Origin of the sequence: Micromonospora sp. CPCC 206060 (assembly GCF_036906895.1) — a bacterium.
GTDB lineage: Bacteria > Actinomycetota > Actinomycetes > Mycobacteriales > Micromonosporaceae > Micromonospora.
In genome coordinates, this window is record NZ_JBAKHU010000029.1 from 45,859 (window position 1) to 63,634 (window position 17,776).

Genomic DNA, 17,776 nt, shown 5'->3' on the forward strand with positions numbered 1-17,776 from the left:
TGACCGACCCGGTCGACCATCCAGTACTGGTCAGCGGTACCTCCACCCGGCCGCCTCCCGCCTGAAAAATCATCGTATATGGGTTTATGAAAGGAAGCACCATGACCTCCAGCGCTTCCGTCCAACGTCAGGTGCTGGTGCTCAACCAGTACGCGAAGCCACTGCACGAGCCGGGTGGTACGCGGCACGTCGAACTGTTCGGTCGCCTCTCCGGCTGGCGACACACCATCGTGGTCGGCGACCTCGACAACTACACCCGGCAGCGATTCCAGACGACCGATCCGCACTTCGTCCGGGTCCGGGTGCCGAGCTACCGCGGCAACGACCACCAGCGGGTGGCCAACTGGATCAGTTACAGCCTGGGGGCGTTACGCGCGGCCCTGCGGCAACGCCCCCGTCCGGACGTGGTCTACGCCTCCTCGCCCCACATCCTGACCCCGGTCGCGGGTTGGCTGGCGGCCCGGATCCGACGCAGCCGGTTCGTCCTGGAGATCCGCGACCTCTGGCCGGAGACGCTGGTCAGCATGGGCTATCTACGCTCGGGCTCGATCACCCACCGGCTGTTGCGGGCCCTGGAACGCTGGCTCTACCGGCGGGCCGACGCGATCGTCGTCGTGGCCGAGGGCTGGCGGTCCTACCTGGTTGCCCAGGGGGTGGACGAGTCCCGGATCGAGTGGGTGAGCAACGGCGCCGAGCCGGCCGACTTCACGCTACGGCCCGAGTACCGCTCGTTGCGCAGCCGGGTACCGGTCACCGGCCGGCTGGTGGTCTACGCCGGCGCACACGGACCGCTCAACGGCCTCGACCTGCTCCTCGACGCAGCGGCGGAACTGCCCGAGCACACCTTCGTCCTGATCGGGGACGGACTGGAGAAGGCCCACCTGGTCGAGCGGGCCCACGCCGAGCAGCTAGGCAACGTGCACTTCCTCGACACCATCCCGAAGCGCGAGCTGGCCGGGATCATCGGCGACGCGGATGTCGGGGTGCACGTACTGGCCAACGCCGAGATCTTCCAGCTGGGCGCCAGTCCCAACAAGCTCTACGACTACCTGGCCGCCGGCCTACCGGTCGTGACCAACTGCCCCGACGAGCCCCAGGACATCGTGCTCTCGGCGGGCGCCGGCATCGCGGTCGGGCCGAACGAACTCGTCGCCGGGCTGCGCAAGCTCCTCGGCGAGGACACCGCGACGTTGCGGGCGATGGGCGGGCGCGGTCGGCGGTACATCGAGGAGCACCGGTCCCGGACCGTGATGGCCGCCCGGTTGCAGCGGCTACTGGACGCGGTGGTCGTACCCGGATCCAGCCGGGCGGACCGGCGCCGGACCCCGGCTACGACCCCGGGCGCCTGAACGAGGCACCCGAGCACCTGAACGAGGCAGCAGCCCGGGGTTAGCCGGAGCTAAAGAATCACCTGAATAACCTGAAAAGCCCACATACGGACACAAAACCCTATAGATACATGGGAGCGCAACATCACCGCCACCGCGGATGGCCCAGCAACATCTAGGGAGCCCTACATGCCGCTCGACGCACAGACCGCCCACCACCTGACCACCGAACAGCGCCGCAGTCGGGTCCGCCGCCGTACCGTCGGTTTCCTCGCTGTGGACGTCGGAGCCTGGGTGACCGGCTTCCTCGCTGCGGCCTGGACCCGGCACGAGTTCCAGGTCACCGGGGCGCAGGTGCTCCGGATCGCCGGTCTCGCCCTGCTCACCGCCGCCCTGCACGTGGCCGTGGCGGCGCTGCGTCGGGTCTGGTCCGGGCGGCACCCGCTCGGCAGCCTCCAGGAGGTCCGGGGCCTGGCCGGTACCGTCGCGGGCACCGCCACCCTGGTCCTGTTCACGCTGCTCGCCCTCACCGAGCGGCCGGCGCCGGCCAGCACCGCACCGGTCGGGGCCGCCCTGGCCCTGCTGCTGATGTTGTCGGTACGGGTCGCCTACCGGCACCGCCACGACCGGTCCCTGCGACCGGATGCCCGCTCGGCGGTGCCCGTACTGCTGTTCGGCCTCGGCGAGGCCGGTCAGGCACTCCTGCGGGCCATGCTCAGCGACCCACGCGGCCGGTACCTGCCAGTGGGGCTGCTCGACGACGACCCGGACAAGCGTGGCCTGCGCCTGGGCGGGGTGCGGATGTACGGCGACCGGGCCGAGATCGGCACGGCGATCCGCCGGACCGGGGCGACGACCCTGATCCTGTCCGTGGCGGATGCCGACAGCGAACTGATCCGCGACGTACGGGAAGCGACCCTGCGCGCCGGGGCGACGTTCAAGGTGCTCCCGCCGGTACGCGAGCTGGTGGACCACCGGATCAGCGTGACCGACGTACGCAGCCCGGATGTCTCCGACCTGCTCGGCCGACGGCCGGTGGTGGCCGACCTGGCCGGCAGCGACACCGGGCTGCGGGGCCGCCGGATCCTGGTCACCGGCGCCGGTGGCTCGATCGGCTCGGAGCTGTGCCGGCAGATCATGCGCGCCGACCCCGGCGAGCTGATGATGCTCGACCGGGACGAGTCCGCCCTGCACAGCCTCCAGCTCTCGCTCTCCGGGCGGGCCATGCTGGACGGTCCGGAGCTGATCCTCGCCGACCTGCGCGACGACGAGGGCATCCGGCGGATCATCCAGGAGCGCCAGCCGGAGATCATCTTCCACGCCGCCGCGCTGAAGCACCTCACCCTGCTCCAGCGGCACCCGGGTGAGGCGGTCAAGACCAACATCTGGGGCACCCTCGCGGTGCTGGACGCCTGCCGCGACGTGGCGAAGTTCGTCAACATCTCGACCGACAAGGCAGCCGACCCGGTGAGCGTGCTCGGCTACTCCAAGCGGATCACCGAACGCCTCACCGCACACGCCGCCGAAACGTACCCGGGCACCTTCCTCAGCGTGCGGTTCGGCAACGTGCTGAGCAGCCGGGGATCGGTGGTCACCGCGTTCCGGGCGCAGATCGACGCGGGCCTGCCGATCACCGTCACCCACCCGGAGGTCACCCGGTACCTGATGACCGTCCAGGAGGCGGTGCACCTGGTACTCCAGGCGGCGTCGATCGGCCGGGACGGCGAGGCCCTCGTGCTCGACATGGGCGAACCGGTACGCATCGACGACATCGCCCGCCAACTCGCCGCGCAGGCCCCCGGCCCGGCGCGGATCGTCTACACCGGACTACGGCCCGGCGAGAAGCTGCACGAGGACCTGCTCGGGCAGGGCGAGGCGGACGTCCGGCCCCTGCACCCGCTCATCTCGCACGTGCCGGTCCCCGCGCTGGACCCGATGGAGGTGACCGCCCTGGACCCGTTCGACGACCCGGACAAGCTGGTCGAGCGGCTCGCCTGGCTCTGCGCCCACCCGGCGGTTCCGGTACCGGACGCGCCGATGCGGGTACCCACCGCACGGTGACGACGTTTCCGGCCGCCGGTCCCGGGCACGGGAGTACCGACGCTTCTCTCTCCGGAGGAACCGCCATGGCCGTACAGACTCCCGACCTGACCCAAATCCGGCTGCCCGCCACCATCCTCGGTATCGGACTGGGCGGATTCGTCGACGGCGTCGTGCTGCACCAGGTCCTCCAGTGGCACCACATGCTGAGCAGCACCGACACCGACCGGGCCGGGATCCGGTCGTACCCGGTGGACACCGTCCCCGGCCTGGAGATGAACACCCTGTGGGACGGGTTGTTCCACGTGGTCACCTGGGTCGCCGTGTTCGCCGGCCTGGCGCTGCTCTACGCCCGGGTGACCCGCTCCCGGGGCCGGCTCTGGCGGTCGCCGGCACTCTGGGGGTGGGCGCTGGTCGGCTGGGGACTGTTCAACCTGGTCGAAGGGATCGTCGACCACCACCTGCTCGGCATCCACCACGTCCGAGGTGGCCCCCATCAGACCTGGTGGGACCTGGGCTTCCTGGCCCTGGGGGCACTGTTCGTCGGCGGCGGCTGGCTGCTGCAACGGACAGCCGGAACCGTCGACCTCTGCGCCGGACAGCGGCGGTGACCCTGGCCCACGCCGGCGGTCACGGTCCGGACTGGGCCACCCCCGCGCTGGTCGTACCGGTGCTACTCGCCCTGCTCTACCTGGCCGGGTTGTGGCGGCAGCGGCACGAGCCACGGGGGTGGAGCCGGTGGCGCAGTGCCGCCTTCGGCGGCGGCGTACTGCTGCTCGCGGCGGCGGTCGCGCTGCCGGCCACGCCGGGGAACTTTCCCGGCCACATGCTCCAGCACCTGCTGATCGGCATGCTCGCCCCGCTCGGGCTGGTCCTCGGCGCCCCGGTGACCCTGCTGCTGCGGTCGGTGCCGGCCGCTACCGGCCGTCGGCTGGTCCGCCTGCTGCGCAGCCGACCGGCCCACTGGCTCGGGCATCCGGTGACCGGGCTGCTGCTCACCGCCGGTGGGCTGTGGCTGCTCTACCTGACCCCGCTGTACCGGGCCACCCTGACCAGCCCGGCCCTGCACGAACTCGTCCACCTGCACTTCCTGCTCAGCGGCTACCTGTTCGCCTGGTCGGTCGCCGGGCCCGATCCCGGCCCGCACCGTCCCCGGGTACCGGCCCGGCTGGTGGTGCTCGGGGTGGCCGTGGTCGCGCACGCGGTACTGGCCCAGCTCATCCACGCCGGTCTGCTCGTCGACATCCCGGCCTCCCCCGGTCAGCTACGCGCCGGTGCGGCCGTCATGTACTACGGCGGCGACCTCGCCGAGATCCTGCTCGCCCTGTCCCTGCTGGTCACCTGGCGCCCCGACCGGGACAGCGCCCACCGGCCGATCGAAGCATTGACACCCGTCGTGGGGACGAGGAAGGCTCGCGCCTAGGGATCCTGCAACCGAGGGGGCGCGATGAGGAAAACACGGCTGGCGATCGCCAGCGTGTTCACTCTGGTCGGCGCGATGGCGCTGACCGCACCGGTGACCGCACAGCCGCCGTCCACACCGGACACGCGGGACCGGCTGGAGGTGTACGTCGGTACCGTCACGCCGAAGCAGCTCGACGAGTTGCGCGCGGTCGGTGTCGACCTGGGCCACAGCCATGTCTCGGCCGACCAGGTCGGCAACACCACGGTGGAGGCGGTGCTCAGCACCCGGCAGGCCGCGCGGCTCACCAGCCGGGGCGTACCGCTGACCGTGAAGAAGGTACGTGGCAAGGAGGCGTCCCGCGCGTTGCGCGAGCAGGCCGCCGCCGGCTGGTCGGCGTTCCGGTCGTACAGCGAACCGGGTGGCCTTCGGGACGAGATCGTCTCCACCTCCGCCCGCTTCCCGAAGCTGGCCAAGCTGGAGACCATCGGCCGCTCGGTGCAGGGCAAGCCGATCCTGGCCGTCAAGGTCACCAAGAACGCGCGCACCGTGCCGGACGGCCGGCGCCCGGCGGTGCTCTACGGCAGCGCACAGCACGCCCGGGAGTGGATCACGCCGGAGATGACCCGCCGGCTGCTGCACCACGTACTGGACAACTACGGCCGCGACGCCGAGATCACCCGGCTGGTGGACACCACCGAACTGTGGTTCCTCCCGGTGGCCAACCCGGACGGCTACGACCACACGTTCACCCCGGACAACCGGCTGTGGCGCAAGAACCTGCGGGACAACGACGGGGACGGTCAGATCACCAACGCCGACGGCGTCGACCTGAACCGCAACTTCGGCTACAAGTGGGGGTACGACAACGAGGGCTCCTCGCCCGATGCGGAGAACGACACCTACCGGGGCCCGTCGGCCAACTCCGAGCCGGAGACCCAGGCGCTGGACCGGCTGTTCCGTCGGGTCGGCTTCGAGTTCTTCGTCAACTACCACTCGGCGGCGCAGCTACTGCTCTACGGGGTGGGCTGGCAGGTGGCCACGCACACTCCGGACGACGAGATCTACAAGGCGATGGTCGGCGACGACGACCACCCCGCCGTGCCGGGCTACGACCCGGACCTGTCGGCCGAGCTGTACCCCACCAACGGCGACACCGACAGCCATGCCACGGTCAGGTACGGCACCCTGGGGTTCACCCCGGAGATGTCCACCTGCGAGTCGGCGGCGGCCTCCGACCCGGACGACCAGTGGCGGCCCGAGGACTGCATCAGCGGCTTCATCTTCCCGGACGACGAGAAGCTGATCGCCGCCGAGGTGGCCAAGAACCTGCCGTTCGCGCTGGCCGTGGCGAAGTCGGCGGCCGACCCGGACGACCCGGTCTCGGTGGTCGGCCGCAGCACCCCGGACTTCGTGGTGGACGCCTTCGACACCTCCTACGGCCGCACCCAGCAGGTCGCCGCGACCGTCCGGCGGGCGTTGAAGAACGTGCGGATGCACTACACGGTCAACGGCGGCCGGCCGAGGACCGTCGCGGTCCGGGAGTGGAAGGGTGGCGAGCGGTACGGCGACACCCACAACGACTACTACGCCGAACTGCGTGGCACGGTGACCGGCGCCCGGCCGGGTGACCGGGTCGAGGTGTGGTTCACCGGCAGCAAACCGGGTGCGGGCCCGGTGGCCAGTGAGCACTTCACCTACCGGGTGCACACCGACATCGGCGGCGACGTGCTGGTACTGGCCATGGAGGACGTCACCGGGCTGAGCCCGGCGCAGGGCGTGACCAGCGCCAAGTACGCCGACGAGGTGGCAGCCTCGCTGACCGCCGCCGGGCGCAGCAGCGACGTCTACGACTTCGACGCGATGGGCCGGCACGCACCGCACCCGCTCGGCGTGCTGTCGCACTACCGGGCGGTGGTCTGGGAGACCGGCGACGACGTCATCACCCGCTCGCCGGGGCAGGTGCCGGGTACCGTGGCGCGGGCGGCGGCGGAGACCGAGCTGGCCGTCCGGGACTACCTCAACGAGGGCGGCAAGGTCCTGGTGAGCGGCAAGTACGCGCTGTTCGCCCAGTCGGCGAACGGGTCGTACGGCTACCGGCCGGACGCACCGGCGGAGTGCACCGATGCCGCCGACCCGCGCTGCCTGCCACTGCTCAACGACTTCCAGCAGTACTACCTGGGGGCGTACACCTACGTCAGCGACGGGGGCACCGACCCGGACGGCACGCCGTACCCGGTGCAGGGCGCGGCCGGCCCGTTCAGTGGCTTCACCGGCACCCTCAACGCACCCGGCTCGGCCGGCAACCAGGACCACACGGCGTCCTTCCTGACCACGTCGAGCTTCCTGCCGCCGGCCGGGTACCCGCAGTTCACCAGCTCCGCCCCGGTGGACTGGGGGCGGCCGGGTGCGGCGCCGTTCGACCCGCGTACCGGCGACTGGTACCTCTACAGCAACCGGGCCGACGAGGCGTACAAGCGGTTGACCCGGACCATCGACCTGACCTCGGCCAGCAGCGCCGAGCTGCGCTTCTTCACCTCGTACGACGTGGAGGAGAACTGGGACTTCCTCTTCGTCGAGGCGCACGAGGTGGGCAGCGACAACTGGACGACCCTGCCGGACGCCAACGGGCACACCGGGAGGGTCACCGGGGAGAGCTGTGCCGGCGGATGGGTCGAGGAGCTGCACCCGTTCCTCGGGCACTACATGGGGGCGGACTGTTCCCCCACCGGCAGCACCGGTGCCTGGCACGCGGCCACCGGCGCGTCGGGTGGCTGGCAGGAGTGGCGGATCGACCTGTCGGCGTACGCCGGCAAGAAGGTGGAGATCGCCATCTCGTCGGCCTCCGACTGGTCGACCCAGGGCCTCGGCGTCTTCCTGGACGACGCGCGGATCATCGCTGACGGGGCGACGGTGGCGGAGACCTCCTTCGAGTCCGCCGACCTCGGTGGCTGGACGGTCGCCGGGCCGCCGGCCGGCTCGCCGGCCGGGGCGAACACCTGGACGCGCAGTCAGCAGGCGTTCGAGGAGGGTTCGGTAGTGACCACCCCGGACACGGTCTACCTCGGGTTCGGGCTGGAGGGGCTGGCCCCGGCGGCCCGCGACGACCTGGTCGCCCGGTCGCTGGCCCACCTGTTGGGTAGCTGACCGAAGCACGGCGGGGGTGGTGCCGACCAGCGGTCGGGGCTATCCCCGCCGGTTCCGACCAGCGGCCGGGACCGGCGCTGCCCGTCCCGGGTGGCCCCGGCAGCGGCGCCGCTTGGCGCGATCCGGCGGACCGGCCCGGCAACCTGTGATGAGCTGTGAGCCATGAACCGCATCCGGCTCGGGCTGGTGCTCCACCCCAGCCGGGAGGTGGCCGGGGTGGTCGGGGCCATCGTCGACTGGGCGGCCGGCCGGGATGCCGGGTTGTACGTCCGCGACACCGACCGGCAACGGGTACCCCCCACCGTGACGGCACTGCCCGCCGCCGAACTCCCTGCCTGCTGCGACGCCTTCGTCAGCATCGGCGGTGACGGCACCATGCTCGGCGCGCTGCGGCTGACCGTGGACGACCCGAAGCCGGTGCTCGGGGTGCACCTCGGTCGGCTCGGCTTCCTGGTCGAGGTCGAGCCGCCGGACCTGCCGGCCGCGCTGGACCGGCTCGCCGCGCGGGACGTGACGCTGGAACCGCACAGCTGTCTGGTGCTGGACGTCTGCGGTACGGAGTCGGTGGCGTTCAACGACGTGGCGCTGGCCCGCCAGCCCGGTACCGGCTTCGTCAGCGCGATCCTGGCCATCGACGGGCAGCGGTACGGGTACTACCGCTGCGACGCGCTGGTGGTGAGCACCCCGACCGGGTCGACCGCCTACAGCTACGCGGCCGGCGGGCCCCTGGTCTCCCCCGCCGCCCAGGCGGTCGTGGTGACCCCGTCCGCGCCGATGGCCGGGATCTCCCGCACCGTGGTGCTCTCCCCCGACGAGTCGATCCGGTTGGAGCTGCGGCCCGGCTCGGCGCACGTCGCGGTCGAGGTGGACGGCCGGGTGATCAGATACCTCGGTGCCGACGAGGCCATCGGCGTGCGGTACCGCCGCGACGCCGGCTTCGTGGTCCGGCTCGACCCGCGCCGGCACCGGGAACGTAACCAGCTCAAGCTGAGTCTCCTCGACCTGCCGCTGCTGCCCGAACAGCTCCGGGAGTTGCTGCCCGAGCAACTCCGGGAGCAGCTCAACCGGCGTGAGCTGCCGCCGCCCCGCTGACTCCGGGCACCACCCGCCCCGCTCTCGTCGATCATGGAGTTGTGGTGCCCCACAAAAGGGGCGCACCCCCTGATTTTCCCCACCACAACTCCATGATCGACGCGTGGGTCAGGTCAGGAGCGGCTGAGCACCTCCGAGACCAGCGCCCGCGCCTCGGTCTGGATCCGGGCGAGGTGCTCGGGCCCCTGGAACGACTCGGCGTAGATCTTGTAGACGTCCTCGGTACCGGAGGGGCGGGCAGCGAACCAGCCGGAGGCCGTGCAGACCTTCAGCCCGCCGATCGCGGCGCCGTTACCCGGCGCGGCGGTCAGCGTCGCGGTGATCGGCTCCCCAGCCAGCTCGGTCGCGGTGACCTGCTCCGGGGAGAGCCGGCCGAGCACCGCCTTCTCCTCCCGGCTGGCCGGGGCGTCGATCCGGGCGTACGCGGGGGCACCGAACCGGTCGGTCAGCTCGGCGTAGTGCTCGCTCGGGCTCCGGCCGGTGGTCGCGATGATCTCGGCGGCGAGCAGGCAGAGCAGGATGCCGTCCTTGTCGGTGGTCCAGGTGGTGCCGTCGAGGCGCAGGAAGGACGCGCCCGCGCTCTCCTCACCGCCGAAGCCGACCGTCCCGTCGAGCAGGCCGGGTACGAACCACTTGAACCCGACCGGCACCTCCAGCAGCGGACGGCCCAGGTCGGCGGCGACCCGGTCGATCATCGACGAGCTGACCAGGGTCTTACCGACCGCCGCGGCCGGCCCCCACTGCGACCGGGTACGGAACAGGTGGGCGATGGCCACCGCCAGGTAGTGGTTGGGGTTGAGCAGGCCGGCGTCCGGGGTGACGATGCCGTGCCGGTCGGCGTCGGCGTCGTTGCCGGTGGAGACCTGGAACCGGTCCCGGGCGGCGATCAGCGAGGCCATCGCGTTCGGCGACGAGCAGTCCATCCGGATCTTCCCGTCGGTGTCCAGGGTCATGAACCGCCAGGTCGGGTCCACGGTCGGGTTGACCACGGTCAGGTCGAGCCGGTGCCGCTCGGCGATCTCGCCCCAGTAGGCGACGCTGGCCCCGCCGAGCGGGTCGGCGCCGATGCGTACCCCGGCATCCCGGATCGCGGCTATGTCGATCGCGGCCGGCAGGTCGTCGACGTACCCGCCGAGGAAGTCGTACCGGCCGGTGGTGTCGGCGGCCTGCGCCCGGGCGTACGGGATCCGGCGGACCCCCTTGAGCCCGTCCCGCAGCAGTTCGTTGGCCCGGTCCTGGATCCACCGGGTCACGTCGGTGTCCGCCGGCCCGCCGTTAATGGGGTTGTACTTGAAGCCGCCGTCGTCCGGCGGGTTGTGCGACGGGGTGATGACGATGCCGTCGGCCAGCCCGCCGGTCCGCCCCCGGTTGTGGGTGCCGATCGCGTGCGACAGCGCCGGGGTCGGGGTGTAGCCGTCCCGGCTGTCGAGCAGGACGGTCACGTCGTTGGCGGCGAGGACCTCCAACGCGCTGGCGGTGGCCGGGGCGCTGAGCGCGTGGGTGTCCCGGGCCAGGAAGAGCGGCCCGTCGACGCCGTTGGCCTGCCGGTAGTCGACCAGCGCCTGGGTCACCGCGACGATGTGATCCTCATTGAACGCGGTCCGCAGGCTGGATCCCCGGTGCCCGGAGGTGCCGAAGGAGACCTGCTGCGCCGGGTCGTCAGGATCGGGGTGTCCGGTGTAGTACGCGGTGACCAGTGCGGGCACGTCGACCAGATCGGCGGGCTCGGCGGGCTGACCGGCACGGGTGTGCGACACGTCGGGACCTCCTCGGGACCAGGACACGGTGTGACAAAGCGTGGGGCTGTTCTTCCCGGCGGGGACGGGGAGCATTCTTCCCGACAGTGACCGAGCATTCTTCCCAACAGTGACCGAGCGTTCTTCCCAACAGTGACCGAGCGTTCTTCCCGGCGGGGACCGGGACATGCCCGACGGTGGGCTACAGCTCGATCCGCTGGCCCTTGCCGATCACCACAATGCCGTTGTCGGAGACGTGGTACCGCTGCCGGTCCTTCTCCAGGTCCACACCGATCTCCGCCCCCTCCGGCACGAGCACGTTCTTGTCCAGGATGGCGTTGCGGATCACCGCATGCCGGCCGATGTCCACCCCCTCCATCAGCACCGAGCCCTCGACGTGCGCCCAGGAGTGCACCTTGACCTTCGGCGCGACCACCGAGTTCTCCACCAACGATCCGGAGATCACCGAGCCGGGTGAGACCAGCGAGCCCACCGCCCGCCCGACCCGCTCCTGCCAGCCGTGCACGAACTTGGCCGGCGGCCAGGGCGGCTGGTCGGTGTAGATGGGCCACTCGAAGTTGTAGAGGTTGAAGACCGGGTGGATGGCGATCAGGTCCATGTGCGCGTCGTAGAACGAGTCGAGCGTCCCCACGTCCCGCCAGTAGCCCCGGTCCCGGTCGGTGCTGCCCGGCACGTCGTTGTCGCGGAAGTCGTAGACGTTCGCCTCGCCCCGCTCGACCAGCATCGGGATGATGCTGCCGCCCATGTCGTGCTTGCTGGTCTTGTCGGCCGCGTCCCGCTCCACCGCCTCGCAGAGCAGCTTGGTGGTGAAGACGTAGTTGCCCATCGAGGCGTAGACCTGGTCCGGGGCGTCCGGCAGCCCGACCGCGTCGGTGGGCTTCTCGCGGAACGCCCGGATCCGCCGGCCGTCCTCGGCCACCTCGATCACGCCGAACTGGTCGGCGGAGGAGAGCGGCTGCCGGATGCCGGCCACGGTCACCCCGGCCCCGGAGTCGATGTGGTCCTGCACCATCTGCCGGGGATCCATCCGGTAGATGTGGTCGGCCCCGAAGACGATCACGTAGTCCGGCTGCTCGTCGTTGATCAGGTTGAAGCTCTGGTAGATCGCGTCGGCCGAGCCGGCGAACCACCACGGGCCCCGGCGCTGCTGCGCGGGTACCGGTGCGACGTAGTTGCCGAGCAGGTTCGACATCCGCCAGGTCTTGGTGACGTGCCGGTCCAGTGAGTGGGATTTGTACTGGGTCAACACCACGATCTTGAGAAAGCCGCCGTTGACCAGGTTGGAGAGGACAAAGTCGATCATCCGGTACAGCCCGCCGAAGGGGACGGCCGGCTTGGCACGGTCGGCGGTGAGCGGCATCAGGCGCTTGCCCTCACCTCCGGCCAGGACGATCGCGAGCACCTTCGGAGACATGCCACGACGCTAACCAGCCGGAGCCGACTTCACCACTCGTACGCGCACACTTCTGGACTAGGGTGCGGGAGGTGACCGCCTCCACGCCCCCCGCCGGACCGCTCCGTGTCGACCTGCTCACCCGGGAGTACCCGCCCGAGGTGTACGGGGGCGCCGGGGTGCACGTCGAGTACCTGGCCCGGGAACTGCGTCGGCTCGCCGACGTGCGGGTGCACTGCTTCGGCGCACCCCGCGCCGAGCACGGTGTCACCGCGTACCCGGAACCGGTCGAGCTGACCGGGGCGAACGCCGCGCTGCGCACCATGGGGGTCGACCTGTCCATGGCGGCCGGCTGCGCCGGCACCGACGTGGTGCACAGCCACACCTGGTACGCCAACCTGGCCGGGCACACCGCGAAGCTGCTGCACGGGGTGCCGCACGTGGCCACCGTACACAGCCTGGAGCCGCTGCGGCCGTGGAAGGCCGAACAGCTCGGCGGCGGTTACGCGCTCTCGTCGTGGTGCGAGCGGACCGCGCTGGAGGCCGCCGACGCGGTGATCGCGGTCAGCGCGGGGATGCGGCGGGACGTGCTGACCGCGTACCCGGCGGTCCACCCGGACCGGGTGAGCGTGGTGCACAACGGCATCGACACCGCGCAGTACGCCCCGGACCGGGGCACCGACGTGCTGGCGCGGCTCGGCATCGACCCGGACCGGCCCAGCGTGGTCTACGTCGGGCGGATCACCCGGCAGAAGGGCCTGCCCTACCTGCTGCGGGCGGCCCGGTCGCTGCCGCCGGACGCGCAGCTCGTGCTGCTGGCCGGCGCCCCGGACACCCCGGAGATCGCCGCCGAGGTGGAGGGTCTGGTCGCCGAGTTGCGGGCCGGCCGGTCCGGGATCGTCTGGGTGGCCGAGATGCTGCCCAAGGCCGAGGTGATCCAGGTCCTCACCCACGCCACGGTCTTCGTCTGCCCCTCGGTCTACGAGCCGATGGGGATCGTCAACCTGGAGGCGATGGCCTGCGAGACGGCGGTGGTGGCCACCGCCACCGGCGGCATCCCCGAGGTGGTCGCCGACGGCGAGACCGGCCGGCTGGTCCCGATCGAGCAGGTCGGTGACGGTACCGGTACCCCGCTGGACCCGGAGCGGTTCGTCGCCGACCTGGCAGCGGCGGTCAACGAGCTGCTCGCCGACCCGGCGGGTACCGCCGAGCTGGGCCGGGCCGGCCGGCGCCGCGCGGTCGCCCACTTCTCCTGGGACGCCATCGCCGCCCGCACCCTCGACGTCTACCGCTCCGTCCGGTGAGGAAGGGCCCCCGCTTAACGGATCCGGTAGTAAAAGGGCCCCTTCCTAACAGGTGGACCGGCACCCGCGCGCGAGCCGATCTCGCACAGTAGGTTGACAGGGTGACTGGACGTTTCCCGATCGAAGACGTCTCCCCCTCGGTGGCGTACGGTCGCTACCCGGCCAAGGCCGTGGTCGGTGAGCTGGTGCCGGTGTCCGCCGTGGCCTACCGGGAGGGGCACGACGCGCTGGGCTGCAACGTGGTCTGGCAGGGGCCGGACGGCGTACCCCGGCCGTTCACCCGGATGCGTCCCGGTGAGCCCGGCCAGGACCGCTGGCACGCCACCATCCGCCCGGACGCGGTCGGTGCCTGGAGCTTCACCGTCGAGGCGTTCGACGACCCCTACCTGACCTGGCACGACGCGGTGACCAAGAAGCTCGCCGCCGGGCAGGGCGTCGAGGAGCTGGCCAACGACCTCGCCGAGGGCGCCGCGCTGCTGGCGGAGGCACTCGACGGGGTACCGGCCGAGGACGCCGAACGGGTCCGGGCCGCGGTGGGCACGCTGGGCGACCCCGACCTGTCGCTGCTGCGCCGGGTCGCCCCCGCGCTGGAACTGGCCGACCTGCTCTGGGCGTACCCGGTGCGGCGGCTGGTCACCGCCAGCGACGCGTACCCAATCTGGGTGGACCGCCCCCGGGCCCTCTTCTCCGCCTGGTACGAGTTCTTCCCCCGCTCCGAGGGGGCGGTACCGGCCACCGTCGACGCGCCGGCCCGCTCGGGGAGCTTCGCCACCGCGATCGAGCGGCTGCCCGCCGTCGCCGCGATGGGCTTCGACGTGCTCTACCTGCCGCCGATCCATCCGATCGGCCGGGTCAACCGCAAGGGCCGCAACAACACCCTGGTCGCCGGGCCGGACGACGTGGGCTCGCCGTGGGCGATCGGCGCCGCCGAGGGCGGGCACGACGCGATCCACCCCGATCTGGGTACGGCGGCCGACTTCCGGGACTTCATCGAGGCGGCGGCCGAGGTGGGTCTGGAGATCGCCATGGACCTGGCGTTGCAGTGCGCGCCGGACCACCCGTGGGTGACCGCGCATCCGGAGTGGTTCACCACCCGGGCCGACGGCAGCATCGCCTACGCGGAGAACCCACCGAAGAAGTACCAGGACATCTATCCGTTGAACTTCGACAACGATCCGGCGGGGATCCGGGCGGAGATCCTGCGGGTGGTGCTGCACTGGGTCGGCGAGGGCATCCGGATCTTCCGGGTGGACAACCCGCACACCAAGCCGGTCGACTTCTGGCACTGGCTGATCGGGGAGGTCAAGCGGGTCGAGCCGGACGTGCTCTTCCTCGCCGAGGCGTTCACCCGGCCGGCGATGATGCACGGGCTGGCCCGGGTCGGGTTCACCCAGTCGTACACCTACTTCACCTGGCGGACCAGCCCGGCCGAGATGCGCGAGTACTGCGCGGAACTGCTGGCGGCGGCCGACTACATGCGCCCCAACTTCTGGCCGAACACGCCGGACATCCTGCCCGAGACGTTGCAGCACGGCGGGCCGCCGATGTTCAAGATCCGGGCGGTGCTGGCCAGCCTGCTCTCCCCCTCCTGGGGCATGTACGCCGGCTACGAACTGTTCGAGCACGTCGCCCGCCCGGGCGCCGAGGAGTACATCGACAGCGAGAAGTTCGAGCTGCGCCCCCGGGACTGGGCGGCGGCCGAGGCGCACGGCCGCTCGCTGGCCCCGTTCATCACCCGGCTCAACGAGATCCGGCGGGCCAACCCGGCCCTGCACCAGCTCCGCAACCTGCGCTTCCACGACATCGACAACCCGGCGCTGCTCTGCTGGTCGAAGCGGGACGCGGACACCGGCAACACCGTGCTGGTGGTCTGCTCGTTCGACTCGACCACGGTGCAGTGGGGCAACACCACCCTGGACATGCCGGCGCTCGGCCTGGACTGGCACGAACGGTTCACCGTGTACGACGAACTGACCGGGGCCAGCTACGACTGGGGGCAGCACAACGCGGTGCGCCTCGACCCGTACCTGCAACCCGCCCACGTGTTCACCGTGCGGTCCGCCAGCACCGGCCCGACGCCGGCCGCCGGTACCGCCACGACGACGCCGTCGCCCGCCGTACCCGCGCAGAAGGATGACCGATGGAGCAGCTGATCGCGGGTACCCACCACGACCCGCACGCGGTGCTCGGCGCCCACCCCGTCGACGGGCGGACCGTGATCCGCACCTGGCGGCGGGGGGCCGGCGAGGTGACGGCCCAGGTCGGCGCCGACCGGCACCCGATGCGCCGGGTGCACGACGCGGGGATCTTCGAGGTGACCGTGCCGGGCAGCGTGACCGACTACCGGGTCGAGGTGGACGGGGCGCTCGTCGACGACCCGTACCGGCACCCGCCGACCCTCGGTGAGCTGGACCTGCACCTGATCGCCGAGGGCCGGCACGAGCGGCTCTGGGCGGCGCTCGGGGCCCGGCCGCAGCCGGCCGGTGGGGTGGCCTTCGCGGTCTGGGCACCGAACGCCCGGGGCGTCCGGGTGGTCGGCGACTTCACCGGTTGGGGTGCGCACGAGGGCTGGCCGATGCGCTCGCTCGGCGGCAGCGGGGTGTGGGAGCTGCTGGTCCCCGAGGCGGCCCCGGGGCACCGCTACAAGTACCGCATCCTCGGCCCGGACGGCGTCTGGCGGGACAAGGCCGACCCGCTGGCGGCGTACGCCGAGGTGCCGCCGGCCACCGCGTCGGTGGTGCACGCGTCGACCTACCGGTGGACCGACGGGGCCTGGCTGGCCGGCCGGGCCCGCCGGCAGCCGCACCAGGAGCCGATGAGCGTGTACGAGGTGCACCTCGGCTCGTGGCGCCCCGGCCTGACCTATCGGGAGCTGGCCGACCAGCTCACCGCGTACGTCGTGGAGACGGGCTTCACGCACGTGGAGTTCCTGCCGGTGATGGAGCACCCGTTCGGCGGCTCCTGGGGTTACCAGGTGACCGGCTACTACGCCCCCACCTCCCGGTTCGGTGACCCGGACGAGTTCCGCCACCTGATCGACACGCTGCACAACGCCGGCATCGGGGTGCTGCTGGACTGGGTACCGGCGCACTTCCCGCGCGACGAGTGGGCGCTCGCCCGGTTCGACGGTACCCCGCTCTACGAGCACCCCGACCCCCGTCGCGGCGAGCACCCCGACTGGGGTACGTACGTCTTCGACTTCGGCCGGCCCGAGGTGCGCAACTTCCTGGTGGCCAACGCGCTCTACTGGTGCGCCGAGTTCCACGTCGACGGCCTGCGGGTCGACGCGGTCGCCTCGATGCTCTACCTGGACTACTCCCGCAACGAGGGGCAGTGGGCGCCCAACCAGTACGGCGGCCGGGAGAACCTGGAGGCGATCGCGCTGCTCCAGGAGGTCAACGCGACGGTCTACAAGCACCACCCCGGCGTGGTGATGATCGCCGAGGAGTCGACCGCCTGGCCCGGGGTGACCCGGCCGACCGGCTCCGGCGGGCTCGGTTTCGGCTTCAAGTGGAACATGGGCTGGATGCACGACACGCTCACGTACCTGGGCAAGGAGCCGATCTACCGGCAGCATCACCACCACCAGCTCACCTTCTCGCTGGTGTACGCCTGGAGCGAGAACTACCTGCTGCCGATCAGCCACGACGAGGTGGTGCACGGCAAGGGCTCACTGGTCGGCAAGATGCCCGGGGACACCTGGCAGAAGCTGGCCAACGCCCGCGCCCTGCTGGCGTACATGTGGGCACACCCGGGCAAGCAGTTGCTCTTCATGGGCTGCGAGTTGGCCGACGACCGGGAGTGGAGCGAGGAACGCGGTCTGGACTGGCACACCCTGCACGACCCGGCGCGCGCCGGGATGCAGCGGCTGGTCAAGGACCTCAACGCCACCTACCGGGGGATCCCGGCGCTCTGGTCGCAGGACACCACCCCGGCCGGGTTCCGGTGGATCGTCGGTGACGACGCCGGCAACAACGTGGCCGCGTTCGTCCGGATCGCCCCGGACGGGGCCACCCTGGTCTGCGTGGCGAACTTCGCCGCCACCCCGCACGAGGGGTACCGGATCGGGTTGCCGGCCGCCGGGACCTGGTCGGAGATCCTCAACACCGACGCCGACCACTACGGCGGTTCCGGGGTGGGCAACCTGGGTGCGGTGCACGCCGAGCACGTGCCGTGGCACGGCCTGCCGGCCTCGGTCTCCCTGCGGCTGCCCCCGCTCGGCGTGCTCTGGCTCCGCCAGGACTGAGGGCGGAGGGCGGGGACCGGTGCCACACGCCGACGGCGGCACCGATCCCCCCGCCCGGTCAACGGTA

Annotated in this window: 11 protein-coding genes; 9 read left to right on the plus strand and 2 right to left on the minus strand. The window is 71.5% G+C overall.

Annotated features, from left to right (window positions below):
- Nucleotides 1–101 precede the first annotated feature (101 nt).
- The 6 genes from V6U90_RS18940 (at nt 102) to V6U90_RS18965 (ending at nt 9,009) form a co-directional block, all read left to right on the plus strand.
- On the plus strand, nt 102–1,349 hold the full coding sequence (locus V6U90_RS18940) for a glycosyltransferase family 4 protein (protein ID WP_334438126.1): 1,248 nt from the start codon (nt 102–104) through the stop codon (nt 1,347–1,349).
- A 168-nt stretch (nt 1,350–1,517) separates the two neighbouring features.
- A complete protein-coding gene (locus tag V6U90_RS18945) occupies nt 1,518–3,389 on the plus strand; it encodes a polysaccharide biosynthesis protein (protein WP_334438129.1) in 1,872 nt (623 codons plus the stop codon).
- A gap of 65 nt (nt 3,390–3,454) precedes the next feature.
- Complete coding sequence (locus tag V6U90_RS18950; RefSeq protein ID WP_334438132.1) at nt 3,455–3,979, plus strand: DUF2243 domain-containing protein; 525 nt, start codon at nt 3,455–3,457, stop codon at nt 3,977–3,979.
- Nucleotides 3,976–4,791, plus strand: a complete 816-nt coding sequence (locus tag V6U90_RS18955; protein WP_334438134.1) for a cytochrome c oxidase assembly protein — start codon at nt 3,976–3,978, stop codon at nt 4,789–4,791. Before V6U90_RS18950 ends, V6U90_RS18955 begins: the two co-directional genes overlap by 4 nt.
- A 24-nt stretch (nt 4,792–4,815) precedes the next feature.
- Nucleotides 4,816–7,917: a M14 family metallopeptidase gene (locus V6U90_RS18960; RefSeq protein WP_334438137.1), complete on the plus strand. Its 3,102-nt coding sequence runs from the start codon at nt 4,816–4,818 to the stop codon at nt 7,915–7,917.
- Between the two features lie 162 nt (nt 7,918–8,079).
- Complete coding sequence (locus V6U90_RS18965; RefSeq protein ID WP_334438140.1) at nt 8,080–9,009, plus strand: NAD(+)/NADH kinase; 930 nt, start codon at nt 8,080–8,082, stop codon at nt 9,007–9,009.
- Between the two features lie 113 nt (nt 9,010–9,122).
- Here V6U90_RS18965 and pgm read toward each other — a convergent pair whose 3' ends face one another.
- Both pgm and glgC read right to left on the minus strand, forming a co-directional pair.
- On the minus strand, nt 9,123–10,766 hold the full coding sequence (pgm, locus tag V6U90_RS18970) for a phosphoglucomutase (alpha-D-glucose-1,6-bisphosphate-dependent) (protein ID WP_334438143.1): 1,644 nt from the start codon (nt 10,764–10,766) through the stop codon (nt 9,123–9,125).
- A gap of 181 nt (nt 10,767–10,947) precedes the next feature.
- Nucleotides 10,948–12,180, minus strand: coding sequence for a glucose-1-phosphate adenylyltransferase (glgC, locus tag V6U90_RS18975; RefSeq protein WP_334438146.1), 1,233 nt, complete (start codon nt 12,178–12,180; stop codon nt 10,948–10,950).
- A gap of 71 nt (nt 12,181–12,251) precedes the next feature.
- Here glgC and glgA point away from each other — a divergent pair, with 71 nt between their 5' ends.
- The 3 genes from glgA to glgB all read left to right on the plus strand — a co-directional run bounded on the left by glgA (nt 12,252) and on the right by glgB (nt 17,709).
- Nucleotides 12,252–13,463: a glycogen synthase gene (gene glgA / locus V6U90_RS18980; RefSeq protein WP_334438148.1), complete on the plus strand. Its 1,212-nt coding sequence runs from the start codon at nt 12,252–12,254 to the stop codon at nt 13,461–13,463.
- 101 nt (nt 13,464–13,564) lie between these two features.
- Entirely contained in the window at nt 13,565–15,616 is a 2,052-nt protein-coding gene (locus V6U90_RS18985) for an alpha-1,4-glucan--maltose-1-phosphate maltosyltransferase (protein ID WP_334438151.1), read from the plus strand.
- Nucleotides 15,604–17,709, plus strand: coding sequence for a 1,4-alpha-glucan branching protein GlgB (gene glgB, locus V6U90_RS18990; RefSeq protein ID WP_334438154.1), 2,106 nt, complete (start codon nt 15,604–15,606; stop codon nt 17,707–17,709). Before V6U90_RS18985 ends, glgB begins: the two co-directional genes overlap by 13 nt.
- Nucleotides 17,710–17,776 lie beyond the last annotated feature (67 nt).

What these genes read in the sequence shown, in the direction of transcription:
- V6U90_RS18960 (WP_334438137.1), top strand. Translation starts at nt 4,816, where the DNA reads ATGAGGAAAACACGGCTGGCGATCGCCAGCGTGTTCACTCTGGTCGGC.
- V6U90_RS18945 (WP_334438129.1), top strand. Translation starts at nt 1,518, where the DNA reads ATGCCGCTCGACGCACAGACCGCCCACCACCTGACCACCGAACAGCGC.
- V6U90_RS18940 (WP_334438126.1), top strand. Translation starts at nt 102, where the DNA reads ATGACCTCCAGCGCTTCCGTCCAACGTCAGGTGCTGGTGCTCAACCAG.
- V6U90_RS18950 (WP_334438132.1), top strand. Translation starts at nt 3,455, where the DNA reads ATGGCCGTACAGACTCCCGACCTGACCCAAATCCGGCTGCCCGCCACC.
- glgB (WP_334438154.1), top strand. Translation starts at nt 15,604, where the DNA reads ATGGAGCAGCTGATCGCGGGTACCCACCACGACCCGCACGCGGTGCTC.
- glgC (WP_334438146.1), bottom strand. Translation starts at nt 12,180, where the DNA reads ATGTCTCCGAAGGTGCTCGCGATCGTCCTGGCCGGAGGTGAGGGCAAG.
- V6U90_RS18965 (WP_334438140.1), top strand. Translation starts at nt 8,080, where the DNA reads ATGAACCGCATCCGGCTCGGGCTGGTGCTCCACCCCAGCCGGGAGGTG.